Origin of the sequence: Mycobacterium terramassiliense, assembly GCF_900157385.1 — a bacterium.
GTDB classification, from domain to species: Bacteria; Actinomycetota; Actinomycetes; order Mycobacteriales; family Mycobacteriaceae; genus Mycobacterium; species Mycobacterium terramassiliense.
Genome location: NZ_LT717701.1, coordinates 2,307,425 through 2,328,864 on the forward strand (window position 1 = coordinate 2,307,425; position 21,440 = coordinate 2,328,864).

At 68.5% G+C, this 21,440-nt stretch carries 15 protein-coding genes and 1 pseudogene; 10 read left to right on the top strand and 6 right to left on the bottom strand.

Annotation, left to right across the window (positions count from 1 at the left end):
- Nucleotides 1-125: 125 nt before the first annotated feature.
- The 4 genes from pdhA to MTAB308_RS25655 all read left to right on the top strand — a co-directional run bounded on the left by pdhA (nt 126) and on the right by MTAB308_RS25655 (nt 4,074).
- Nucleotides 126-1,217: a pyruvate dehydrogenase (acetyl-transferring) E1 component subunit alpha gene (gene pdhA / locus MTAB308_RS25640; RefSeq protein ID WP_077103317.1), complete on the top strand. Its 1,092-nt coding sequence runs from the start codon at nt 126-128 to the stop codon at nt 1,215-1,217.
- Entirely contained in the window at nt 1,214-2,245 is a 1,032-nt protein-coding gene (gene bkdB, locus MTAB308_RS25645; RefSeq protein ID WP_077103319.1) for a 3-methyl-2-oxobutanoate dehydrogenase subunit beta, read from the top strand. Before pdhA ends, bkdB begins: the two co-directional genes overlap by 4 nt.
- Nucleotides 2,242-3,381 carry a dihydrolipoamide acetyltransferase family protein gene (locus MTAB308_RS25650; protein ID WP_077103321.1) on the top strand — a complete coding sequence of 380 codons (1,140 nt, stop codon included), beginning with the start codon at nt 2,242-2,244 and terminating at the stop codon, nt 3,379-3,381. Before bkdB ends, MTAB308_RS25650 begins: the two co-directional genes overlap by 4 nt.
- Nucleotides 3,382-3,699: 318 nt before the next feature.
- Nucleotides 3,700-4,074, top strand: a complete 375-nt coding sequence (locus MTAB308_RS25655; RefSeq protein WP_077104794.1) for a DUF4189 domain-containing protein — start codon at nt 3,700-3,702, stop codon at nt 4,072-4,074.
- Between the two features lie 87 nt (nt 4,075-4,161).
- On the opposite strand, the gene MTAB308_RS25660 is transcribed toward MTAB308_RS25655, so the two are convergent.
- Nucleotides 4,162-4,932: an enoyl-CoA hydratase gene (locus tag MTAB308_RS25660; RefSeq protein WP_077103323.1), complete on the bottom strand. Its 771-nt coding sequence runs from the start codon at nt 4,930-4,932 to the stop codon at nt 4,162-4,164.
- A gap of 130 nt (nt 4,933-5,062) precedes the next feature.
- On the opposite strand from MTAB308_RS25660, the gene MTAB308_RS25665 reads away from it, so the two are divergent.
- Nucleotides 5,063-5,311: a hypothetical protein gene (locus MTAB308_RS25665; protein ID WP_077103325.1), complete on the top strand. Its 249-nt coding sequence runs from the start codon at nt 5,063-5,065 to the stop codon at nt 5,309-5,311.
- Between the two features lie 31 nt (nt 5,312-5,342).
- Here MTAB308_RS25665 and MTAB308_RS25670 read toward each other — a convergent pair whose 3' ends face one another.
- Nucleotides 5,343-5,771: a nitroreductase/quinone reductase family protein gene (locus tag MTAB308_RS25670; protein ID WP_077103327.1), complete on the bottom strand. Its 429-nt coding sequence runs from the start codon at nt 5,769-5,771 to the stop codon at nt 5,343-5,345.
- A 63-nt stretch (nt 5,772-5,834) separates the two neighbouring features.
- On the opposite strand from MTAB308_RS25670, the gene MTAB308_RS25675 reads away from it, so the two are divergent.
- The 3 genes from MTAB308_RS25675 (at nt 5,835) to MTAB308_RS25685 (ending at nt 17,279) form a co-directional block, all read left to right on the top strand.
- Nucleotides 5,835-6,401 (top strand): TetR/AcrR family transcriptional regulator, encoded by a 567-nt coding sequence (locus MTAB308_RS25675; protein WP_077103329.1) that lies wholly within the window; start codon nt 5,835-5,837, stop codon nt 6,399-6,401.
- Between the two features lie 180 nt (nt 6,402-6,581).
- A complete protein-coding gene (locus MTAB308_RS25680; RefSeq protein ID WP_077103331.1) occupies nt 6,582-16,208 on the top strand; it encodes a type I polyketide synthase in 9,627 nt (3,208 codons plus the stop codon).
- A 273-nt stretch (nt 16,209-16,481) separates the two neighbouring features.
- Nucleotides 16,482-17,279, top strand: coding sequence for a DUF732 domain-containing protein (locus MTAB308_RS25685; RefSeq protein ID WP_077103334.1), 798 nt, complete (start codon nt 16,482-16,484; stop codon nt 17,277-17,279).
- 21 nt (nt 17,280-17,300) lie between these two features.
- Here MTAB308_RS25685 and MTAB308_RS25690 read toward each other — a convergent pair whose 3' ends face one another.
- A complete protein-coding gene (locus tag MTAB308_RS25690) occupies nt 17,301-17,990 on the bottom strand; it encodes a cutinase family protein (RefSeq protein WP_216823694.1) in 690 nt (229 codons plus the stop codon).
- 128 nt (nt 17,991-18,118) lie between these two features.
- Here MTAB308_RS25690 and MTAB308_RS25695 point away from each other — a divergent pair, with 128 nt between their 5' ends.
- Nucleotides 18,119-18,754: a cutinase family protein gene (locus MTAB308_RS25695; RefSeq protein WP_077103336.1), complete on the top strand. Its 636-nt coding sequence runs from the start codon at nt 18,119-18,121 to the stop codon at nt 18,752-18,754.
- Here MTAB308_RS25695 and MTAB308_RS25700 read toward each other — a convergent pair.
- Together MTAB308_RS25700 and MTAB308_RS25705 are read right to left on the bottom strand one after the other, a co-directional pair.
- On the bottom strand, nt 18,751-19,449 hold the full coding sequence (locus tag MTAB308_RS25700) for a thioesterase II family protein (RefSeq protein ID WP_077103338.1): 699 nt from the start codon (nt 19,447-19,449) through the stop codon (nt 18,751-18,753). The genes MTAB308_RS25695 and MTAB308_RS25700 overlap by 4 nt on opposite strands.
- Nucleotides 19,446-19,865 (bottom strand): PLP-dependent aminotransferase family protein, encoded by a 420-nt coding sequence (locus MTAB308_RS25705; RefSeq protein ID WP_077103340.1) that lies wholly within the window; start codon nt 19,863-19,865, stop codon nt 19,446-19,448. Before MTAB308_RS25705 ends, MTAB308_RS25700 begins: the two co-directional genes overlap by 4 nt.
- A 502-nt stretch (nt 19,866-20,367) precedes the next feature.
- Here MTAB308_RS25705 and MTAB308_RS25710 point away from each other — a divergent pair.
- Nucleotides 20,368-20,634: pseudogene (locus MTAB308_RS25710) on the top strand (hypothetical protein); the annotation flags it as partial.
- 482 nt (nt 20,635-21,116) lie between these two features.
- Here the strand turns inward: MTAB308_RS25710 and MTAB308_RS25715 are convergent.
- Entirely contained in the window at nt 21,117-21,404 is a 288-nt protein-coding gene (locus MTAB308_RS25715) for a hypothetical protein (protein ID WP_077103342.1), read from the bottom strand.
- Nucleotides 21,405-21,440 lie beyond the last annotated feature (36 nt).

Here is a 21,440-nt window from a genome sequence, read left to right on the forward strand (position 1 = left end):
GCGACACGTTTTCGCCTCGGCCGTGATCAACGCGGCGTCTTCGCATTTGGGCGCATAATGGGGGATACGCCAGTCTCGCGGCGAGTGGAGACTTTCGGGTAGCTGGCGATCGCCAAGGAGGCGGCATGGCGGATGTGTCTCAGAAGCCGATGACCGTCGACCTCGATCCGGTGCAACTCGTCGCCGCCGACGGCACGCCGACGTCCGAAAGCCGTTACGGCCGGGGCCTTCCGCCGGAGACCCTGTGCTGGCTCCACGAGATGATGGTGGTCACCCGCGAGCTGGACACCGAGTTCGTCAACCTGAAGCGTCAGGGGCAATTGGCGCTGTTCGCCTCCTGCCGCGGCCAGGAAGCCGCCCAGGTCGGGGCCGCCGCCTGCCTGCGCAAGACGGACTGGCTGTTTCCCCAGTACCGCGAGCTCGGCGCGTACCTGGTGCGCGGCATCCCGCCCGGACACGTCGGGGCGGCGTGGCGCGGAACGTGGCACGGCGGACTGGATTTCACCAAGAAATGCTGCGCCCCGATGTCGATTCCGATCGGCACCCAGACCCTGCACGCCGTCGGCGCGGCGATGGCCGCGCAACGTCTGGGCGAGGATTCGGTGACGGTGGCCTTCCTGGGTGACGGCGCCACCAGCGAGGGCGACGTGCACGAGGCACTGAACTTCGCGGCCGTGTTCGTCGCGCCGTGCGTGTTCTACGTGCAGAACAACCAATGGGCGATCTCGGTGCCGGTGTCCAAACAGACCGCCGCACCTTCCCTCGCGCACAAGGCGATTGGCTACGGAATGCCCGGGATCCGGGTGGACGGCAACGACGTGCTGGCGTGCTACGCGGTGGTGGCCGAGGCCGCCGCCCGCGCCCGCGCCGGCGGCGGCCCGACGTTGATCGAGGCGGTCACCTACCGGCTCGGCCCGCACACCACCTCCGACGATCCGAGCCGTTACCGGACGCAGGACGAAGTGGACCGGTGGGCGGCGCTGGACCCGATCCCGCGCTACCGCGCCTACCTACAGGCCCAGGGGCTGTGGTCGGAACGGCTGGAGGAGCGGATTGCCGCGCGGGCGAAGCGGATGCGGGCCGAATTGCGCGACGCGGTGTTCGACGCGCCCGACTTCGACGTCGACGAGGTGTTCACCACGGTGTACGCCGAGATCACGCCCGGGTTGCAGGCGCAGCGCCAGCAGCTGCTGGCCGAGCTTGGGCGGCTGGAATGACCCAGCTCGAAGACCGTCCCGCGGCACCGGCCCGCGACGCGACCGTCACGCAGCCGTTGACCATGGTGCAGGCGCTCAACCGCGCGCTGCACGACGCGATGGCCGCCGACGATCGCGTCCTGGTGTTCGGAGAGGACGTCTCGGTCGAGGGCGGCGTGTTCCGGGTCACCGAGGGCCTGGCCGAAACATTCGGTGAGGCGCGCTGTTTCGACACGCCGCTGGCCGAATCCGCCATCATCGGCATCGCGGTCGGCCTGGCGCTGCGCGGCTTCGTGCCGGTGCCCGAGATTCAGTTCGACGGGTTCTCCTACCCCGCCTTCGATCAGGTGGTCAGCCACTTGGCGAAGTACCGCACCCGCACCAGGGGCGAGATCAACATGCCGGTCACCGTCCGGATCCCGTCTTTCGGGGGAATCGGTGCGGCCGAACATCATTCGGATTCCACCGAGTCCTATTGGGCGCACACCGCCGGTCTGAAGGTGGTGGTGCCGTCCAGCCCGGCCGACGCCTACTGGCTGCTTCGTCACTCCATCGCGTGCCCCGACCCGGTGATGTACCTGGAACCGAAGCGGCGCTATCAGGGGCGCGGCGCGGTCGACACCGCGCATTCCGAACCGCCCATCGGGCAGGCCATGGTGCGCCGGCCCGGCCGTGACGTCACCGTCGTGACGTACGGTAGCCTGGTGAACACCGCCGTCGCTGCGGCGGAAGAGGCTCAGCACCAACGGGATTGGAGCCTGGAGGTCATCGATCTGCGGTCGCTGGTCCCGCTGGACTTCGACACCGTCGCCGCCTCGATTCACCGGACCGGCCGCTGCGTGGTGCTGCACGAGGGGCCGCGCAGTCTGGGCTACGGGGCCGGCCTGGCCGCGCGCATCCAGGAGGAGATGTTCTACGAGCTGGAGGCGCCGGTATTGCGCGCCTGCGGTTTTGACACGCCCTACCCGCCGGCGCGGTTGGAGGGGTTGTGGCTGCCGGGGCCCGACCGGCTGCTGGACTGCGTCGAGCGCGCGCTGGGAATGCCATGAGCGCCGACGACCGGGTGATGTCGTTTCGGGTGCCCGATCTCGGCGAGGGGCTCGAAGAGGTGACGGTCTCGTGCTGGTATGTCGAGGTCGGCGCCGACGTCGAGCTCAACCAGGTGTTGTGTTCGGTGGAGACCGCCAAGGCCGAGGTGGAGATCCCGAGCCCGTACGCCGGGCGCATCGTCGAAACCAACGGCGCCGAGGGCGATGTGCTCAAGGTCGGTGCGGTGCTGGTCCGCATCGACACCGCACCCGGCCCGGCCGTCGTGCCCACGCTGGTCGGCTACGGCGCCGACGCCGGCATCGACGCCAGCCGACGGACCGGCCGCCCGCTCGCCGCCCCGCCGGTGCGCAAGCTGGCCAAGGAGCTTGCGGTCGATCTCGCCTCGCTGCGGCGCGACCGGGACGAGGTCATCACCCGCGCGGACGTGTTGGCCGCCGCTCACGGCACGGCGGATGACGTTAGGCCGGTCCGCGGCGTGCAGGCCAGGATGGCGGAGAAGCTGGCCCTGTCGCACCGGGAGATCCCGGCCGCGAAAGCCGGCGTCGACGTGGATTGCACCGCGCTGCTGCGATTGAGCGACCGTTCCACGGACCCCGACATCACGCCGTTCGTGCTCACGCTGCGGCTGCTCGTTATCGCCTTGGGACACAACGCGATTCTCAACTCGACGTGGGTCGACTCGCCCGAAGGCCCACACGTGCATGTCCATCGGGGCGTGCATCTGGGGTTCGGTGCGGCCACCGAACGCGGGCTGCTGGTGCCGGTGATCGCCGACGCGCAGAAGATGACCACGCGCGAGTTGTCCTGCCGGACTGCCGAATTGATCAAAGGCGCGCGCCAGGGCACCCTGACGCCCGCCGAACTGACGGGCTCCACCTTCACCGTGTCGAACTTCGGGGCGCTCGGGTTGGACGACGGAGTACCGGTGATCAACCATCCGGAGGCGGCCATCCTGGGCATGGGCGCGATCAGGCCGCGGCCAGTGGTCGTCGGCGGCGAGGTTGCCGTGCGCTCGACGATGGCGCTGACATGCGTGTTCGACCACCGCGTCGCGGACGGCGCGCAGGTGGCGCGGTTCGTCTGCGAGCTGCGGGATCTGATCGAGTCGCCCGAGACTGCCCTGCTGGATCTGTAGGCGTCAGGAGATGAAGCCTGTTTGATCCGGATCTGGTCGGTTTCGGTGTCCCGGCGGGTGGCCGCGGGCCGCACGATGCAAGTGTTCCGTCGGCGCAACTTTGATTGTTGAAAGTGTCCAGTACCCATTGACCATGTTGGTGTGCCCCAGGTCCGCCTCCCTACGATTTGGCGCCGGTTTTCGGTGGCATTAGTGCAGTTCGGCGGGGGCGGTCGCGTGGTTGCTGTCGCGCCGGAGGCGGCGACGGGGGAGAATCGATTCTTCGCGTTGATCAGCGCCACTGCGGCGCAGCGCAAAGGCATAGGGCGGGGAGGCGCCATGAAGACACCAGCAGCGGCGGCGATGGCGATCGGCATCACAGTTGCGGCAACGCCGCTCGCCCAGGCCGACGACCCGTGGATCGCGATGGCGATATCGGACTCCACAGGCCAGATCCAGGTCAGCGGAGGAACCAGCCAAGCCGACGCAGAAAAAAATGTGATGTCGGCGTGCCGCAAGACAATCAGCGACTGTCGCCTGTTGGCCAGCGGGCAAGGCGGTTGCGTCGCCATCGCCATGCCTCCCGCGCACACCAGATACTTCGGCGGTTGGGGTCCCACACGTGGCGACGCGGAGGCGGCCGCCGTCGCCAACTCCGGCGGCGGAACGGTCCTCAAAGACCACACCCACTGCGCGGGTGATCCCGCGAGCTAACGGCCGGCGCGGTGCTCGCCGAGACTCAAGCGACGGCGACCCGAGTCGTGTCGTGCGCGTGGTGGCAGTGTCGCGTTCAGCTCGGGTCTAGCGACGTCGCGCCGCGGCCAACCTGCTTGCGAATTCCGGTGATTGGATGGAGGACGCCTGCGGGTCGAGCTCCGCGCGCATGGCGAGGTCGTGTTGTTCGGTGTCCACCGACCCCGGGTTGATCGTGGCGCGCATCGTCGCCTTGGTCGCCAGCACCACCTCGCGGGGCGCGGCCGCGGGACCGGCGGCAAGCTCGAGCGCCGCGGCGACGGGGTCGTCGGCGACGCTGAGCGCCAACCCGTGCCCCACGGCCGATTGGGCGTCGAAGCGCATCCCGAACAGCAGGGCCGCGCGCGCGACCTGGGGACCCACCGCGCGTTGCAGCATCCATGTCGCGCCCCCGCCGGGATGGAGCCCCAGCTTTTGGAAACGGGCGTCGAACAACGCGCCGGGCCCCGCGATGCGCACGTCCGCCGCCAGCGCCAGGTTGAGGCCCGCGCCGACGGCCGCCCCGTTGACCGCGGCGATCGTGGGCAGCCGGCAATTGCCGACGGCCATGAACCCGTCGTAGATGCGCCGCAGCCCCGTCTCCGCCGCGCCGCTACCGGCAGCGCCGAGGGCGCTGAGGTCGGCGCCGGCGCAAAACGCCTTGCCCGCGCCGGTGACCACGACGGCGTGCACCTTGGGATCGGATTCCGCCCGCTCCACGGCCTCGCGCAGCCGCGCCGACATCTCGTCGGTGAACGCGTTGCGCCGATCCGGGTCGTTGACGGTGATGAGCGCGACGCGAGCGTCGACGCGGTACAGGACGGGGTCGGACTCGCTCATCCGGATAACGGTACTTGGCGCGCTCACCGGCCCAAACGCCCGCCAAGGATCCATTGAGAATCCCTCAAGCCTTCCTGCCGAAGCTCAGTTCACGAGCAGATCGATGCGGCAACTGACGGGAGGAGCACTTATGTGCACCACGGCGGAGAAGAAAGCGAACAGGAAACTCGGATTCCTCCGGTTGGCGATGGTCTCATCGGCCACCGCAATCATCATCGCGATCGGTATGGCAGTCGCCTACTTCAACCTTCCGGCCGCGGGCCACCCGTGCTCCGTGCGGAACGCCACCGCCCGCGACGCCGCCGGGCGCACGATGTGGTGCAACCCGACGGCGGAGGCGAGCCACGACGCAGTCTGGCAGTACGCGCCGGGCGCGTAGTTAATTTAGTGGCGGGTCGCCACCATCGGACCTAGTCGGTGAAGTCGATCCGAACCGACACCGGGGTCGTTTCCAGCGCCTTGACCATCCTGGCCGCGAGTCGTCCGAACTTGCGGGCACGCGCGACGACGTCGTCGTCCGGCCTGAATGTCGCGACCCCGGCGCGCCACTGATTGCCCTGTCGCATACGGACTTTCGGGTTGTCGGTGATGTTTCTGCCCCAGCCCGAGCGGGTGCCGTGCTGGCAGATCACCCACGCGCCGCCGTCGTCGAATTGGGCCGAAACCGGGACCCGGCGTGCCTGGCCGGTCTTGCGGCCGATGGTTTCCAGCTCGGTGGCCATGGTGGTGCGCACCCCGAGTGCGCTCAACCCCTTCACGGCCGGGTTGAGCAGATAGCGCCCGATCGCACGTTCCCTGCGGAACTTTCGCAGCGTCTTTTGCTCGTTGGTGCTCCTCATGGCCTCAGGCTAGTAGACCGATTGGTATAGTTCAACCCTGAATTGCGACGAAAGGCGGCGAATATGTCGGCGCGGGATGCCCTCATCGCCAGTGTCACGGGATTGGTGCGCCGGCGGGGTGTGGCCGGAACCGGCCTCAATGCGCTGCTGGAGGACAGCGGAGTCGCCCGCCGAACCGTCTACCTGAACTTTCCGGGCGGCAAAGCGGAACTCATCGCCGAAGCCACCCGCCTGGCGGGACAGGAGCTGACCGCGGTGATCCGGTCAGCGGATGACGGGGGCCACCCCGCCCAGGCGGTCCAGACCTTCATCGATGAATGGAAGGCGCAGCTGAGTGGGACGCAGATGCAAGCGGGATGCCCGGTCGTCGCGGCGATCCTCGGTCGGCATGACGCGCCGGCGGCCGCCCAGGCGGCCCGTGAGGCCGTTGATCAGTGGCAGATGATCCTCGCTGACCGGCTGGTCAAGTCGGGTGCCGATGGTGACAGCGCTCGCTCGCTGGCCACATTGACCGTCGCCGCCATCGAAGGCGCCGTCCTCCTCGCGCTCGCGACCCAGTCGACGGCCGCGCTCGATGATGTCGGGCGTCACCTGATCGAGGTCTTCAAGCTCCACCTGCCGGATCGGTAACCGTTGTACCGCAACGTGTTTGACGTCGAATGAACACATCCTTCCCGCGTGACCCGACATGGCGAAAACGGCCATATTCGGCGCCATGTCATGCCGCCGCCGGGCTTCCCGACCGCGGCTTCTCCCCGGCTGCGCCGGTTTCGCCGACGCCCTGCCGGTTCATGGGTATCGTCAAGCGCTGTGATTGAGTCTTCGATCCCCGTTGTGCTGCGCGAGCGGGCCCTGCTTCGGCCCGATGAGACGGCGTTTACCTACGTCGACTACGAGCAGGACCCGGCGGGGGTCGCGGAAAGTCTGACGTGGTCGCAGCTGTATCGGCGGACGCGGAACGTCGCACGGGCGCTCACAGCTTGCGGGTCCAACGGCGACCGCGCCGTGATATTGGCGCCGCAAGGACTCGAGTACCTTCTCGGCTTCCTGGGCGCCCTGCAGGCCGGTCAGATCGCGGTCCCGCTGCCGCTTCCGCTGCGGGGCGCGGGCGACGAGCGGGTCAGCTCGGTCCTGCTGGACGCGGCGCCGTCGTCCATCCTCACGACCTCCCCCGTCGCGGGCGACATCGCCGAGTACATCCAGTCAAGGCCCGGCGAGCGCGCGCCATCGCTCGTCGAGGTCGATCTGCTGGATCTTGACTCGGAGCCAGGATCCGCCACGGACGCCGAGACTCTGCCGAGCGTTGCGCATTTGCAATACACCTCCGGCTCGACCCGCACCCCAGCGGGAGTCGTGGTCTCGCACAAGAACATTCAGGTCAACTGCCAACAGATCATGTCCGCCTTCTACGAGGACGGGATCGCTCCGCCGGACACCACGGTGGTGTCATGGCTGCCGTTCTTCCACGACATGGGGCTGGTCCTGAGCATTTGTTTCCCGATCATGGCGGGATTTCGCACCGTGCTCACGAGCCCGCCGGCGTTCCTGCAGCGACCGGCGCGCTGGATGCAGATGCTGGCCAGCAACCCCCACGCTTTTTCGGCCGGGCCGAACATCGCTTTTGAATTGGCGGCGCGGAAAACTTCGGACGACGACCTGGCCGGGCTTGACCTTGGGGGCGTGCGCAACATCCTCAACGGCGCCGAACGCGTCAACCCCCCGACGCTGCGGCGCTTCGCCGAGCGGTTCGCCCGGTTCAACCTTCGCCCCGAGGCGCTGCGCCCTTCGTACGGTCTCGCCGAGGCCACGCTCTTGGTGGCCACACTGGAAACCGGTCTGCCACCGGCGACCGTTTTCTTCGAATCCGAAAAGCTGACCGCTGGCGACGCGCAGCGCTGCGCTGGCGGAGAAGGCATACCGCTGGTCAGTTACGGCATGCCGACGACGCAGACGGTGCGCATCGTCGACCCCGAGACCAGCATCGAATGCCCGCCGGGGACGGTCGGTGAGATCTGGGTGCACGGCGACAACGTCTGTTCCGGCTACTGGCAGAAACCGCAGGAGAGCGAACGAACCTTCGGCGCAACGCTTGTCAATCCGTCGGCCGGGACGCCCGAAGCGCCGTGGCTGAGAACCGGAGACCTCGGCTTCTTCTCCGACGACGAGATGTTCATCGTCGGCCGCATCAAGGACCTCCTGATCGTGTACGGGCGCAACCACGCTCCCGACGACATCGAGGCGACGATCCAGGAAATCACCGCGGGCCGCGTCGTGGCGATCGCGGTTCCCGACGACGACGGCGTCGAAAAGCTGGTCACCATCGTCGAATTCAAGGCCGGCGACGATCCGGACGAGGCCGCGCAGCGGCTGGGCGTCGTCAGACGTCAGATCACCGCGGCGATATCGAGGGCACATGAGCTGAGCGTCGCGGATCTCGTTCTGGTGCCGCCTCATTCGATCCCCCTCACCACCAGCGGCAAGGTCAGGCGGCGGGATTCCCTGCAACGGTATTTGCGCAACGAGTTCACCCGCTGGGACGAGCCGACCCGCCGGCCGGAACCGCGCGTGGCCGACGACACCGGTGCGGGCGCCGAGCCCGACTCGGATTGGGCGCAACGCCTGGGCACGCTGCGCCAGCAGCAACACGACCTGCTGCTCGGCGTGGTGTGCTCGCAGGTGGCAACGGTGTTGGGCAATTCCAGCCCCCAGGACATCGATCCCGAGTGCCCTTTCCAGGACTTGGGGTTCGACTCGGTGAAGGCAACGGAGTTGCTCGACCGGCTCAAGACCGAAACCAAGCTGGCCTTGCCGGCCACGCTGGCCTTCGACTACCCGACCCCGGACGAGCTGGCCACGCACCTGGGCCGGCTGCTGAGCGGACCGGTCGCGGCGGCCCCGCAGGCGGGATCGCGGGCGGAGTCGGACGAGCCGATTGCGGTGGTGGGCATGGCGTGTCGGTTCCCGGGAGGGGTGGATTCGCCGGCGGCGCTGTGGGATCTGGTGTCCGGTGGCGTCGATGCGGTGGGGGAGTTCCCGGCCGACCGCGGCTGGAATCTGGCGGAGTTGTTCGACCCCGACCCCGACGCGGTCGGCAAGACCTACACCCGCGTAGGGGGGTTTTTGGCGGAGGCGGCCGAGTTCGACGCGGAGTTCTTCGGGATCTCGGCGCGCGAGGCTCAAACCATGGACCCGCAGCAGCGGTTGCTGCTCGAGGTGTGCTGGGAAGCGTTGGAATCGGCCCGAATTGACCCGGCTGGCTTGGCGCGCTCGGAGACCGGGGTGTTCGTCGGGGCGTGGTCACAAACCTACGGCGCGGGCGGTTCCGATGGCGCGGAGGGATACGGGCTGACCGGCCTGTCCACCAGCGTGGCTTCCGGTCGGGTGGCATACGCGTTGGGGTTGCAGGGCCCGGCCATCACGATCGACACGGCGTGCTCGTCGTCGCTGGTGGCAACGCATTTGGCGTGTCAGTCCCTGCGTAACGGCGAGTCGGCTCTCGCCCTCGCCGGTGGTGCCACGGTGATGACGACACCTTCGGTGTTCACCGAGTTCGCCCGCCAGCGCGGGTTGGCCGCCGACGGGCGGTGTAAGGCGTTCTCCGCCAACGCCGATGGCACCGGCTGGGGTGAGGGGGCCGCGGTGTTGGTGCTGGAGCGGCTCAGCGACGCCCAGCGCAACCACCATCCGGTGCTGGCGGTCATCGCCGGCTCGGCGATCAACCAAGACGGCGCCTCCAACGGGCTGACCGCCCCCAACGGGCCGGCCCAACAACGGGTCATCGCCCAGGCCGCGGCCAACGCCGGTATCGGGCTGGATCAGGTCGACGTGGTGGAGGCGCACGGCACCGGCACCAGTCTGGGTGATCCGATCGAGGCGGGCGCGTTGATCGCCACCTACGGCAGCGCGCGCGACGCGCAGCGCCCGTTGTGGCTGGGCTCGATCAAATCCAACATCGGGCATACCCAGGCCGCCGCCGGGGTGGCCGGAATGATCAAGATGATCGAGGCCCTCAATCACGACACCTTGCCCCCGACGCTGAACGTGGATCGGCCCAGCCCGCACGTCGACTGGTCGGCCGGCACGGTGCGGTTGCTCACCGAGCCGGTGCCGTGGCCGCACGCCGATCACCCGCGCACCGCGGCGGTGTCCTCGTTCGGGATCAGCGGCACCAATGCGCACGTCATCCTCCAACAAGCCCCGCCGATCGAACCGGCCGAACAGACCAACGACGGTGTGGAGTTCGGGTTGGCGATGTGGCCGGTCTCGGCGCGCACCCCCGCGGCGTTGAGCGGGCAGGCCGACCGGTTGCACCAGCACCTGGTTTCCCACCCCGAGCTGGATCTGACCGACGTGGCCTACAGCCTGGGCGCCACCCGCACCCATCACTCCCATCGCGCGGTCATCACCGCCGCGGCAGATAGCGCCGACCCGCGCGACGACCTGCTGGAAGCGCTGGATGCCCTGCGCACCGGACAGCCGCACCCGCAGCTGACCAGCCACCATTACCTCGCCCACCTGCGGGGAAAGACCGTGTTCGTGTTGCCCGGCCAGGGCGCCCAGTACCCGGGCATGGGGCGTGAGCTCTACGAGCACCACCGCGTGTTCGCCGCCACCGTGGACGCCTGTGACGAGGCGTTGCGCCCGTTTGCCGACTGGTCGGTGCGTGACGTCCTGCGCCAGGACCCGGGCGCCCCGGCGTTGGACCGCGTCGACGTGGTGCAGCCCGTCTTGTTCACGATGATGGTGTCGCTGGCCGAGGTGTTGGCCGGCTACGGCATCGTTCCCGACGCGGTGATCGGCCACTCCCAAGGAGAGATCGCCGCGGCCTACATCGCCGGGGTCCTCCCGCTGCCCGACGCCGTCAAGGTGGTGGCGCTGCGCAGCCAAGCGCTCGGCGCCTTGGGTGGGACCGGCGGCATGGCCTCGGTGCTGCTGGATGCCGAACAACTGCGGCCACGCCTGCAACCCTGGGGCGCGGCGCTGAGCATCGCCGCGATCAACGGCCCGTCGCACACCATCATCAGCGGTGACCCCACCGCGCTGGAGGAGTTCACCGCCGCCGGTGAACGCGACGGTCTGCACATCCGGCACATCGCGGTCGACTACGCGTCGCACTCCGCTCAGGTCGAACCGGCACGCGAGCGCCTCCTGGCCGGCCTGGCCGGCCTGACTCCGATACCAGCGCGCATCCCGCTGTATTCCACGGTGGGACAGGCGGTTTCGGCCGCCCCGCTGGACACCACCACGATGGACGCCGACTACTGGTATCGCAACCTGCGCGAGCCGGTGCGATTCCACGACCGGGTAGTCGAGCGCCTGGGCGCCGGTGAGTGCACGTTCGTGGAGCTCTCCCCACACCCGGTGTTGGCCCCCGCCATCACCGACACCCTGGCACAGGCCGCGGGGCGGACCCAATCGTCGGTGGTCATCACGTTGCACCGAGACCGTCCCGACCAGGACAGCCTGGCCACCGCCCTGGCCCAGCTGCACAATCACGGCCACAGCCCGTCCTGGTCGGCGCTGTATCCGCACGCCCACACCGTCGCCCTCCCCACTTACCCCTTCGACCACCGCCGCTACTGGCTGGCCCCCGCCCCGAGCAGCGACGCCGGCGGGCTCGGCCTCGACGGCGCGGAACACCCCTTGTTGGGCGCCGTCGTCGGGCTGGCCGACCAAGACCAGGTCATGGTCAGCGGGCGGCTGTCGACCGGCACCCAGGGCTGGCTGGCCGGCCATCAGGTCAACGACACCGTGCTGTTCCCGGCGACGGGGTTCGTCGAGGTGCTCCTGCGGGCCGGTGAGCTCGCGGGCTGCCCGGCGATCGACGAGCTGGTGCTGCATACCGCCCTGACTCTGTCGGACCAGGCTCCCGCCGACCTGCAGATCCTGGTGCAACCGCTCGACGAGCAGGGGCGGCGCCCATTCACCGTGCACTCGCGCACCGGCGGTCAGCTTGCCGACGCGTGGACGCTGCATGCCAGCGGCGCGCTCAGCGCCGATCAGCCCACCGCCGGCACCCCGGCCACGCCGTCGCCGGGGGTGGAGGCGTTCGACCAGGACGACTTCTATGACGGGCTGGCCCAGCGGGGCTACCGCTACGGCGGTCCGTTCCGGTCGGTGCGGGGCATCGGCACCGACCCGGCCCGGCCTGATGTCGTCTACGCCGAGGTGTCGTTGCCCGCCGGGACGGACGTCGCCGGCTACGGCATCCATCCCGCCCTGCTCGACGCCGCCCTGCATCCGTTGGCCGCCGTGTTGGACCGCACCGACGGGGCGGACCCGGGGTCGCTGCGGGTGCCGTACGCGTTCACCGGGGTCACCCTGTATGCCACCGCCGCCAGCCAGCTGCACGTGCAGCTGACCCGCACCGGCGAGGACACGTTTGAGCTGCGCGCCACCGACCCCACCGGCGCGCCGGTGATCACCATCGGCGCGTTGACGTTGCGGGCGGTCTCCGACCAGATCGGCCGGCCTTCGATGGCCGGGCTATCCGACAGCCTGTTCGAGCTGACCTGGCCGTCGGCGCCCGAGCTGGCGGGTCCCCCGGGGGAGCAACCACCGGTGTGGGTGGATAAGGACCTTGCCTCGGTGACCGCGCCCCCGGAGGTGGTGATCTGGCCGCTGCCGCACGCCGACGAGTCCGATCCGCTGCGGCGCGCGCACAGCCTGGCCCGTGAGGTGTTGGCTCAGTTGCAGGGTTGGCTGGCCCGGTCCGATGCCGCGCACGCGCATTTGGTGGTCGTCACCCGAAATGCGGTCGGCGTGAGCGCTTTTGACGGGGTCCCCGATGCGGCGCACGCGGCGGCGTGGGCGCTGGTTCACACCGCCCAGAACGAGCATCCCGAGCGGATCACGTTGCTGGACACCGATGGCTTCGCGGCCAGCCAGGACAAGCTGTCGGCGATCGTTGTGGCGCGACCGGCCGGTGAGCCGCAGCTGGCCGTGCGCAAGGGTGTTGTCCACGTTCCGCGGCTGGCCCGCACGCCGATCCTGGCGGCGCCGGGTGGGCCCGATTGGCAGTTGGGGACCAGCCGCAAGGGTGATCTGGCCAATCTGGCGTTGTTGCCCACCGAGGCGCCGGACGCGCTGGCGGCGGGGCAGATTCGCGTGCAGGTGCGCGCGGCCGGGCTGAACTTCCGTGATGTGGTGGTGGCGTTGGGCGCCATCGCCGATGACGGCATGGGCAGCGAGGCCGCCGGGGTGGTGCTGGAGGCCGGGCCCGGGACGTCGGTGCGTGTCGGGGATGCGGTGATGGGGCTGTTTCCGCATAACGCGTTTGCGCCCACCGCGATCACCGACGAGGCGATGGTGGTGGCGGTTCCGGCCGGCTGGTCGTTCACCCAGGCCGCCTCGGCGCCGATCGTGTATCTGACCGCCTACGTCTGCCTGGTGGAGATCGCCGGGCTGGCGGCGGGGCAGCGGGTGCTCATCCACGCCGGCGCCGGCGGGGTGGGTCAGGCCGCGATCCAGATCGCCCGGCACCTGGGTGCCGAGGTGTTCGCCACCGCGCACCCCGACAAACAGCACGTGCTGCCCGGGCTGGGCATCGCCGCCTCGCATATCGCGTCGTCGCGCACGCTGGATTTCGTCGACACGTTCAAGGCGGCCACCGACGGCCAAGGCATGGATGTGGTGCTCAACAGCCTGGCCGGGGACTTTGTCGACGCCTCGCTGCAGTTGCTGCCCCGCGGCGGCAGGTTCGTCGAGATCGGCAAGACCGACATCCGGGTGCCCGCCGAGATCGCCGCGGCCCATCCCGGGGTCGACTACCGCGTCTACGACTTGTCCAGTGCCGCATCGGAATCCCTGCAGCCGGCGTGGGCGGCGCTGCTGCAGCTGTTCGCCGCCGGTGCGCTGCGGCCGTTGCCCACCACCAGCTACGGGCTGGTCAACGCGCCGCAAGCCTTCCGCGACATGAGCCAAGGGATGCATACCGGAAAGATCGTGCTGATCCCGCAACCGGTGTTGGACCCCGAGGGTACGGCGCTGATCACCGGGGGCACCGGCATGCTGGGGGCGCTGTTCGCCGAACACCTCATCACCCACTACGGCATCAAGCACCTGCTGCTGCTGTCGCGCAGCGGGCCCGACGCTGCCGGGGCGGGCGAACTGCACCAACGCCTGGCCCAGCTGGGCGCGCAGGTCACCATCACCGCCTGCGACACCAGCAGCCCGGCGGCGTGGACGACGGCGGTCAAAGGATGCTGCGGGGGAACGCTGTCCAGCGCCGTCGTCCACGCCGCCGGGCTGCTGGAGGACGCCGCGGTGAGCGACATGACCGCCGACCAGCTCGGTGCGGTCCTGGCCGCCAAGGCCGACGCCGCCTGGCATCTGCATCGCCTCACCGCCGACCGCGACCTGGCCGCGTTCGTGTTGTTCTCCTCGGCGGCCGGCATCCTGGGCAGCCCCGGGCAGGCCAATTACGCCGCCGCCAACGCCTTCCTGGACGCGCTGGCCCGCCACCGCCACCACACCCAACGCGCGGCCACCAGCGTGGCCTGGGGTTACTGGCAGACCCCGTCCGGGATGACCGCCCACCTCACCACCGGCGACCTGACCCGGCTCGCCGGCACCGGCCTGACGCCCATCACCAACGAACACGGCCTGGCCCTCTTCGACGCCGCGTTGACCAGTCAGCGGCCCAACGTGGTCGCCACCCCGTTCAACACCGGCGCGTTGACGCGCCAGGCTCGTCACAACACGCTGGACCCAATCCTGTCCGCCCTGACCCACATCCGCCCGCAAGCCGCCACCGCCAGCCCCCGCACCCTGGCCGCCCGGTTAGCCGCCGAAACGCCCCGGCAACGGCTCGACACGCTCACCGCGATGGTCACCGCCACCACCGCCGCCGTGCTGGCCCACCCCGACCCGGCCGCACTTGATCCCGACCGGCCCTTCAAGGACCTCGGCATCGACTCGCTGACCGCCCTCGAGCTGCGCAACACCCTCAACCAGCGCACCGGCCTTGTCCTGCCCGCGACCCTGGCCCTCGACCACCCGAGCCCCACAGCGCTCGCCTCACACCTGGCCGACCTGCTCACCGACACCGCCGCGCCCGCCGTCCCGGAGGCTCAGGTCAGCACGAATGGCGTTGCGCCGGTGGACGATAGGCTCGCGTATCTGGACCAAGCGGCGTTTCTGGCGCTGCGGGCGGTGCACGGCGCCCTGATTCAGGTCACGTGGATCTACAACCGGCCCGTCGACGTCGGGGGATTGCGGCGTTTTCACCGCAATCTCGGACGCGGGTTGCTGGGGCGCAGGATCGAACGGTCCACGCTGCCGTTCGCGCGTGATCGCTGGGTCGTGGCTGCGGCGTCGGCCGACATCGATTTCGCCCCGACGCCGCGGCCGCGCGCCGAGGTGAACGCGTGGGCCGACGAGCGGGCGCGCCTCCCCATCGACCCCGAGTGGGGACCCGGCTGGCATCTCGCGGTGCTGCCACTCGAGGACGGCGGGACCGCGGTCAGTCTGGTGGCGTCACACACGATCGTTGACGCCATCGCGTTCGGCCAGGCGATCGAGGACGCCGCCGAGGGCAGGACGCGCGAATTCGGTTATCCGCCTGCGGGATCGCGCACGCTGCGCCGGGCGTTGCGCGAGGATCTCCGGCAGACCGTCCACGACCTGCCCGACATCGCGCACGCGTTGGGCGCCGTGGCGCGAAGGGCCCGGCGCGACCGCCAAGAGCTCAGATCGTCGATGAAGGCGGCGCCACCGGCTCCCAAGACGTCCAATGGCGATCAGACGGTGGAGGTGCCGGCCCTGACCGCATACGTCGACCTGGCGGAATGGGATGCCCGCGCGAAAAGCCTTGGCGCAAGCAGCAACTCGCTGGTGGCGGGAATCGCGTGCCGGCTCGCGGTGCGGGTCGGTCGCGTCCAGGACGACGGAACGGTCACCCTGCGATTCCTGGTGTCGCTGCGGACCGAAGACGACACCCGTGGCAATGCGCTCACGAGCGTCGACGTGACGGTGGATCCCGCGCGCGCGGCGACGGACCTCGGGGACATGCAAGCCACGATCACGCAAGGAATCCTCGCCGCGATGGAGGACCCCGACAACGAGTGGTTGGCGCCGTTGCCGCTCGCCGCGCTGACACCGGTGTGGGCGGCCAGGAAGGTAGCGGGAATGGCGGCCGGCGGTTCCACCCTTCCCGTCACGTGCTCCAACGTCGGTGATCTGTCGCCGGCGGCGAACCGGCCCGACGGCACCGACGCCGACTACGCGTACCTGAGAAACCTCGAGCCCGACATCAAGAAGAGCACGCTCGAAGCCATGGGCGGGCAGCTGTTCCTGGGCTCGGGGCGGGGCCAAGGGAAGATGTTCATCAGGATCTCCGCCTATTTGCTCGACCGGCCGAATACGAAAGAAGAGCTGCGCAAGAACGTTTCGGCCGCGTTCGACGAATTCGATTTGAATGTGGAGATCGACTGCTGAGGTGTGGTACCCGGCCTTAGCCGGGCCGTTTCTCCTGCACCACAGTGTGTTTGGGCTGAGCCGACGCCGCCGGCCAAATCGGCTATTTACTGCGAAATCGCGTTGAATTATCATGGAAAATCATCGTGAACAAAAGATGAACACAAGGTAAACGGATTGACCGCGTAGCACGTTGCAGCGACGTGCGCCGTGAAGCCGGAGGGGCGGCGCAGGTACGCGTTGAGATGCAATTCGCCCGTCGATGACGGCCCGATCCAGAACGGATGTCCCTCCATGTTCATCGGCACCACCGGCCGCTCCGGTGCCCTGGTTACCGCCATCGTGTTGCTGTCGGGCGTTGCCATTCTGCGCGGCGGTGCAGCCGCGGCCGATCCACAAGACGACCGCTTCTTGGCGCTGCTCGATCAGGAGGGCATCCCCGCCCTGCAGGGTGTGCCGAACCTCATCGACACGGCCCACGACGTTTGTCGCACACTCGACGCCGGCATGCCGGCGGCCGGCCTCGTCGACGCGATGGTGAACAACGCGTTCGGCATCGACCCGGCCGAGCGCGAATACGCCCCGGGTCGCCTCGCGCGCACCGAGGCACGTTTCATCACCGCGGCAGTGGGGGCGTACTGCCCATACGACCAGGGCAAGATCGCCTCGATCCGGGCGAACCGCACGGGATGGAACGGGACGACGCGAAGCGATGCGCGGCAGGCGCGGCTGACAAGCCTGACCGCAGCGGTTCCCTCCGGAGAGATCACCGATCCCGATCCGACGCAGATTCCGGCGACACCGCCGCCGGCGGCGCAGATCCGGACTCCACGCCAGCCGGTGGCGGCGCCGCCACCACCAAAACAGCCGCCGCCTCCAGCCCAAAAGCCGCCGCCTCCGCCGCAACAGGTGGCCGAGCCGCCGCCGCAAGAGCCGCCGCCTCCTGCGGTCGGTCCTCAGCCGGGTGGCGCGGCCGGCGGGGGCGGCGGTGCTAGCGGCGGCGGTGGCGGCACCGGCGGTGGTAACGCCGGCGGCACCGGGGGTACCGGTCCGAGGGATCCCTCGCCGGGCTTTGTCAGGCTCGCACCGTAACGGCCCCAGACAACCGCCCGGCTAAAGGCGGCCTGCCACGAAAGTCGCTGCCTGACTGGGCATCCCGTTGTGCAGATAGGAGAGGTGCTCGGGGGAGAACAGCTCGTCATGCGTAGGCAGGGTCAAGAGCGCGCCCGGAGCGCACACCGGATCACCGGGCGCGCACAAGTCGACGGCCTTGGCCCCGTACCACGGGCTGAGCTCAGTTAGCGGCGCCCCCAGAAATCTGCCCGACGGATTACCGAACGTCGCGACCGCGGCAACGTGATCGGCCTCGTCCGCCGTGAGAATGTCGGGGACCAGGCCCGCGACCGGCGCCCGGGCGATGGTGGTCAGATCGATCACGCCCGCTCCTTGCGAATACCCGCCGAGCACCAGTTTGGTGTTCGGACAGGTGGCCACCATGGACCGAACGTGAGCGTGCGCATCGTTGGCGCCGGCGGATGCGGATGGGGCGAGATCGTCGCCGGCGGGGTAGTTGACCGGATACACCCCGAGGGACCGGCCGCCAACCTGGGAGCGCAGCGCATCGATGAATTGCTGTCCGACCCCACCGGCACCGGGCGCCTCGTCGGTGCCCCGGGCGAACGTCACCTCGGCATCGGGGCATGCAGCGGCGGCGGGGGCAATGAGGATCGGTGCGCTCAGCAGCGCCGCCCAGCTGGTGACCGCGGCGGTGCCCAGCAAACGGGCGAATCGGTGTGCGTTCACGTCCCAATGTTGACACGTGCGGTGCGTAGGGCGACACCCCTGAGCACCTGGTTATTGGAGCGGGGCGCTGGCCGCCAGCAAACCCAAAAGCAAAGCGGCCTCACATACTAAGTCCGTAATATCGCGTCATGAGGCTTGTCGCGATCACGCCAGGCGCGCATCGAGTCCTCGGCCCGGTGGCCGCCGCGGTTGTCGCGGTGGCATTGGTGATGGCCCCGGCCGCGACACCCGCCCCGATCGCGGGACTGACTCCGTCCGCATCGGCGGCGTGTCCCGACGCCGAAGTCGTTTTCGCCCGGGGGCGAGAGGAGCCACCCGGCGTCGGCGCAGTCGGCGACGCATTCGTCAATTCGCTGCGCGGCAAGACGCGGATGTCGGTCGGGGTGTATGGGGTGAATTACCCCGCCAACATCACCACCGGCAGCGGCGCGAACGACATAGGCGCCCACGTCGAATCGATGGCCAGAAATTGCCCGAACACACGCATAGTGCTCGGTGGTTACTCATTGGGTGCCGAGGTGGTTGACCGGGCGATGTGGGGCGGGCTGCCGACGGGTACGGATCAGCACATCGCAGCGGTCGCGTTGTTCGGCAACGGCACCCACGGGCCGGCGCCCGCGTTCGCCGGTAAGACGATCGACCAGTGCGCCGCCGGCGACCCCATCTGCGGCCGGGGCACGAATTGGCCGTCGCACCTGCAGCCCTCATACATCGGCTCCGGGCTGGTGGATCAGGCCGCTGGCTTCGTCGCCGGGAGGCTCTAGGCTGCAATCGTCGACATCAGGGGACGCAGCGTCTCAAACAGCGCCTGCCGATCACGAAGATAGAAGTGGCCGCCCCGAAGCAGCTGCACCGAGAAATCCGCCGTTGTGCGCGAACGCCATTCACGCAAGTCGGATTCACTCACCAGCGGGTCTTCGCTGCCGCCAAAGACATGAATCGGACACGGCAGTTCCGCGGTGTCGCCTTCCTCGTCCGTCATACACAGCCGCAAGTCGTGTCGAGTGGCGGTGAGGGCCCGCTCGTGCAGCGTGGGCCATCGCGTCAGTTGCGCAGGCAATCCGCCCAGATCGCGGAGGAGCGTTGCGAGCTGTTGGTCTTCGAGTAGATCCACGACATGCAGTGGCGGCGGCAGGTGTGGCGCACCGTACGCGGACAGGAATACCGCCCGTGGCGCCTGAGAACCCTGCGCCGCGCGCACGCACGCCAACCGGTACGCCAGCAGGGCGCCGAAACTGTGGCCGAAGAAGATATGTGGCTGATCGAGGGCGGATCGCAGCTGATCGTTGACCTCGTCGACGAGCTGCCGCAGCGTAGCGAAGCGCTGTCGGTCGCTGACCTCGACCGGAATTACCTCGACGGACGGCCCCAGCGCCTTCTTCCAGGCGTTGAACGCCAACCCGCCGCCCCCGGCATGGTGGAAGCAGAATAGCCGCATAGTGCCAGTCGCCTTACTCATCGTGGCTCACCGGAATCGCTGTCCCGCAAGCCCTTTGCGTTCAGCAGTTTCAGCTCCTCGGCCAGGACGTTGACCATCAAGCGGATCTGTTCGGATGAGTGACAGCTGGTCACTACGAAGCGCAGACGCGCTTGGTCTTGCGGTACGGCGGGGAAACGGACCGGGTCGGCATAGATACCGTGCCGCAGCAAAGCACCCGACAGCCGCATTGCCGTGCTCGTGCTGCCGACGACGCAGGCGATCATGTTGGTGCCCTCGCTGTCGGCGGTGTCGATGCCGGCTTCCCGGGCCAGGCTCGCGAAGAGCGCGGCGTTCACGCGCAGCCGGCGCAGATGTTCCACCAGCGCGGGGCGCCCTGTGGCCCGTTGTTTGGGCGCCGCCGGGGCGGCCACGTCGAGGCCGTGGGTGATGCTCATGTTGTGCTCCGTTTCCTTCGTGGGGTGCGACCCGAGCGGGCCGCGCTCACGGGTAGGAGCGTCAGACGGGTCTCACGCAGACACTTTTTGTGAGACTTTTTCCAACCAGCGACCCGGTGACAGACGCGGCCGCAGGTTGCTCAGACGTCTATCCGCATTTGTTGATGGGACCTTCCGAGGCGGATTGGAAGACCCTTTGTTCCCCCGGGCAATTGCGCCCCACAACGGGTTTGACACGTCCGCGACATGGCAAAGGTGCTAGCCGTGCGGGTACCACTAACCGCAACACGAGCCGTTCGGCATCAACCGACAATGATCCTTTTCCTCAACCGGCTCTGAACAGGACCGACTTCATGGCCTGCCCCGGGGTCGAGTGGAGTTGACATCGCCAATCCGTGGCGTCGTAAACTAACAATAGAAGCTCGTAGCTAACTGTCGACTCTTGATCAGAACGAATTGGTTTCAGATTGCCTGTGTTGATTCAACGGTTAAGGGAGTCGGAATGACGTTTCCACTTCCCCGCCTCGGCGCCGCGATCGTGGGTTGTGCCGCGGCGTGTGTGTTTTCCACCGGGGTCGCCGCCGCCGATCCGCCTGACCCGCACCAACCGGACATGACTAAGGGCTTCTGCCCGGGCGGTCGATGGGGGTACGGAAATTTGGCCGTGTGCGACGGCGAGAAGTACCCCGACGGGTCGTTCTGGCACCAGTGGATGAAGACCTGGATCGTGGGCCCGCAGTTCTACTACGACTGCGTCGGCGGCGACCCCGGTGGAAAACACACACGCCGCGGCACAACCCACGATCGCGGCGCCGAGGCGGGTAAGTGGAAACGTCATTCCGACTCCCTTAACCGTTGAATCAACACAGGCAATCTGAAACCAATTCGTTCTGATCAAGAGTCGACAGTTAGCTACGAGCTTCTATTGTTAGTTTACGACGCCACGGATTGGCGATGTCAACTCCACTCGACCCCGGGGCAGGCCATGAAGTCGGTCCTGTTCAGAGCCGGTTGAGGAAAAGGATCATTGTCGGTTGATGCCGAACGGCTCGTGTTGCGGTTNGTTCTACTACGACTGCGTCGGCGGCGACGAACCCCTGCCGGGCCCGCCACCGCCCGATGGGTGCAACGGGGCGATCCCGCCCGACCAGCCGCCCCCGCCGCCAACCTGATCTTGCGGCGCAGTGGCCGCGAAGCACTTTATTAATTCTTCTGAAGGCGTTGCATCCCTTTCGATTTCGACGGACGCGTTCAGCCGACCCGCTTCAGCGTGTAGTGGGCAATCGTCCGCCTCGGGTCGTCGGCGAGTCTCTTCACCTCCTGGCGGATGGGATCCACGGCACCGCCCAACACACCGGGGCAGCCATCGGGGCACCGGACTTCCCACCACGAATCCGATCGGTGTGGCGGCCACGCCGCGAGCTGGCCACCCCTCGGCTGATAACCGATCTCGGCCGCAAACTGCCTGAGATTGCCGACGTGATGCTGTGCCGGGCAGAAGAGGGAAACGTCGATGCCGAGGTTCTCGGATTCGTTCATGACGCCATTCTCGCCCTCCGGCGCGGCGGCGTGACC

Excerpts from the sequence above, each read along its gene's own strand:
- pdhA (WP_077103317.1), top strand. The coding sequence starts at position 126 with ATGGCGGATGTGTCTCAGAAGCCGATGACCGTCGACCTCGATCCGGTG.
- bkdB (WP_077103319.1), top strand. The coding sequence starts at position 1,214 with ATGACCCAGCTCGAAGACCGTCCCGCGGCACCGGCCCGCGACGCGACC.
- MTAB308_RS25650 (WP_077103321.1), top strand. The coding sequence starts at position 2,242 with ATGAGCGCCGACGACCGGGTGATGTCGTTTCGGGTGCCCGATCTCGGC.
- MTAB308_RS25655 (WP_077104794.1), top strand. The coding sequence starts at position 3,700 with ATGAAGACACCAGCAGCGGCGGCGATGGCGATCGGCATCACAGTTGCG.
- MTAB308_RS25660 (WP_077103323.1), bottom strand. The coding sequence starts at position 4,932 with ATGAGCGAGTCCGACCCCGTCCTGTACCGCGTCGACGCTCGCGTCGCG.
- MTAB308_RS25665 (WP_077103325.1), top strand. The coding sequence starts at position 5,063 with ATGTGCACCACGGCGGAGAAGAAAGCGAACAGGAAACTCGGATTCCTC.
- MTAB308_RS25670 (WP_077103327.1), bottom strand. The coding sequence starts at position 5,771 with ATGAGGAGCACCAACGAGCAAAAGACGCTGCGAAAGTTCCGCAGGGAA.
- MTAB308_RS25675 (WP_077103329.1), top strand. The coding sequence starts at position 5,835 with ATGTCGGCGCGGGATGCCCTCATCGCCAGTGTCACGGGATTGGTGCGC.
- MTAB308_RS25685 (WP_077103334.1), top strand. The coding sequence starts at position 16,482 with ATGTTCATCGGCACCACCGGCCGCTCCGGTGCCCTGGTTACCGCCATC.
- MTAB308_RS25695 (WP_077103336.1), top strand. The coding sequence starts at position 18,119 with ATGAGGCTTGTCGCGATCACGCCAGGCGCGCATCGAGTCCTCGGCCCG.
- MTAB308_RS25700 (WP_077103338.1), bottom strand. The coding sequence starts at position 19,449 with ATGAGTAAGGCGACTGGCACTATGCGGCTATTCTGCTTCCACCATGCC.
- MTAB308_RS25705 (WP_077103340.1), bottom strand. The coding sequence starts at position 19,865 with ATGAGCATCACCCACGGCCTCGACGTGGCCGCCCCGGCGGCGCCCAAA.
- MTAB308_RS25715 (WP_077103342.1), bottom strand. The coding sequence starts at position 21,404 with ATGAACGAATCCGAGAACCTCGGCATCGACGTTTCCCTCTTCTGCCCG.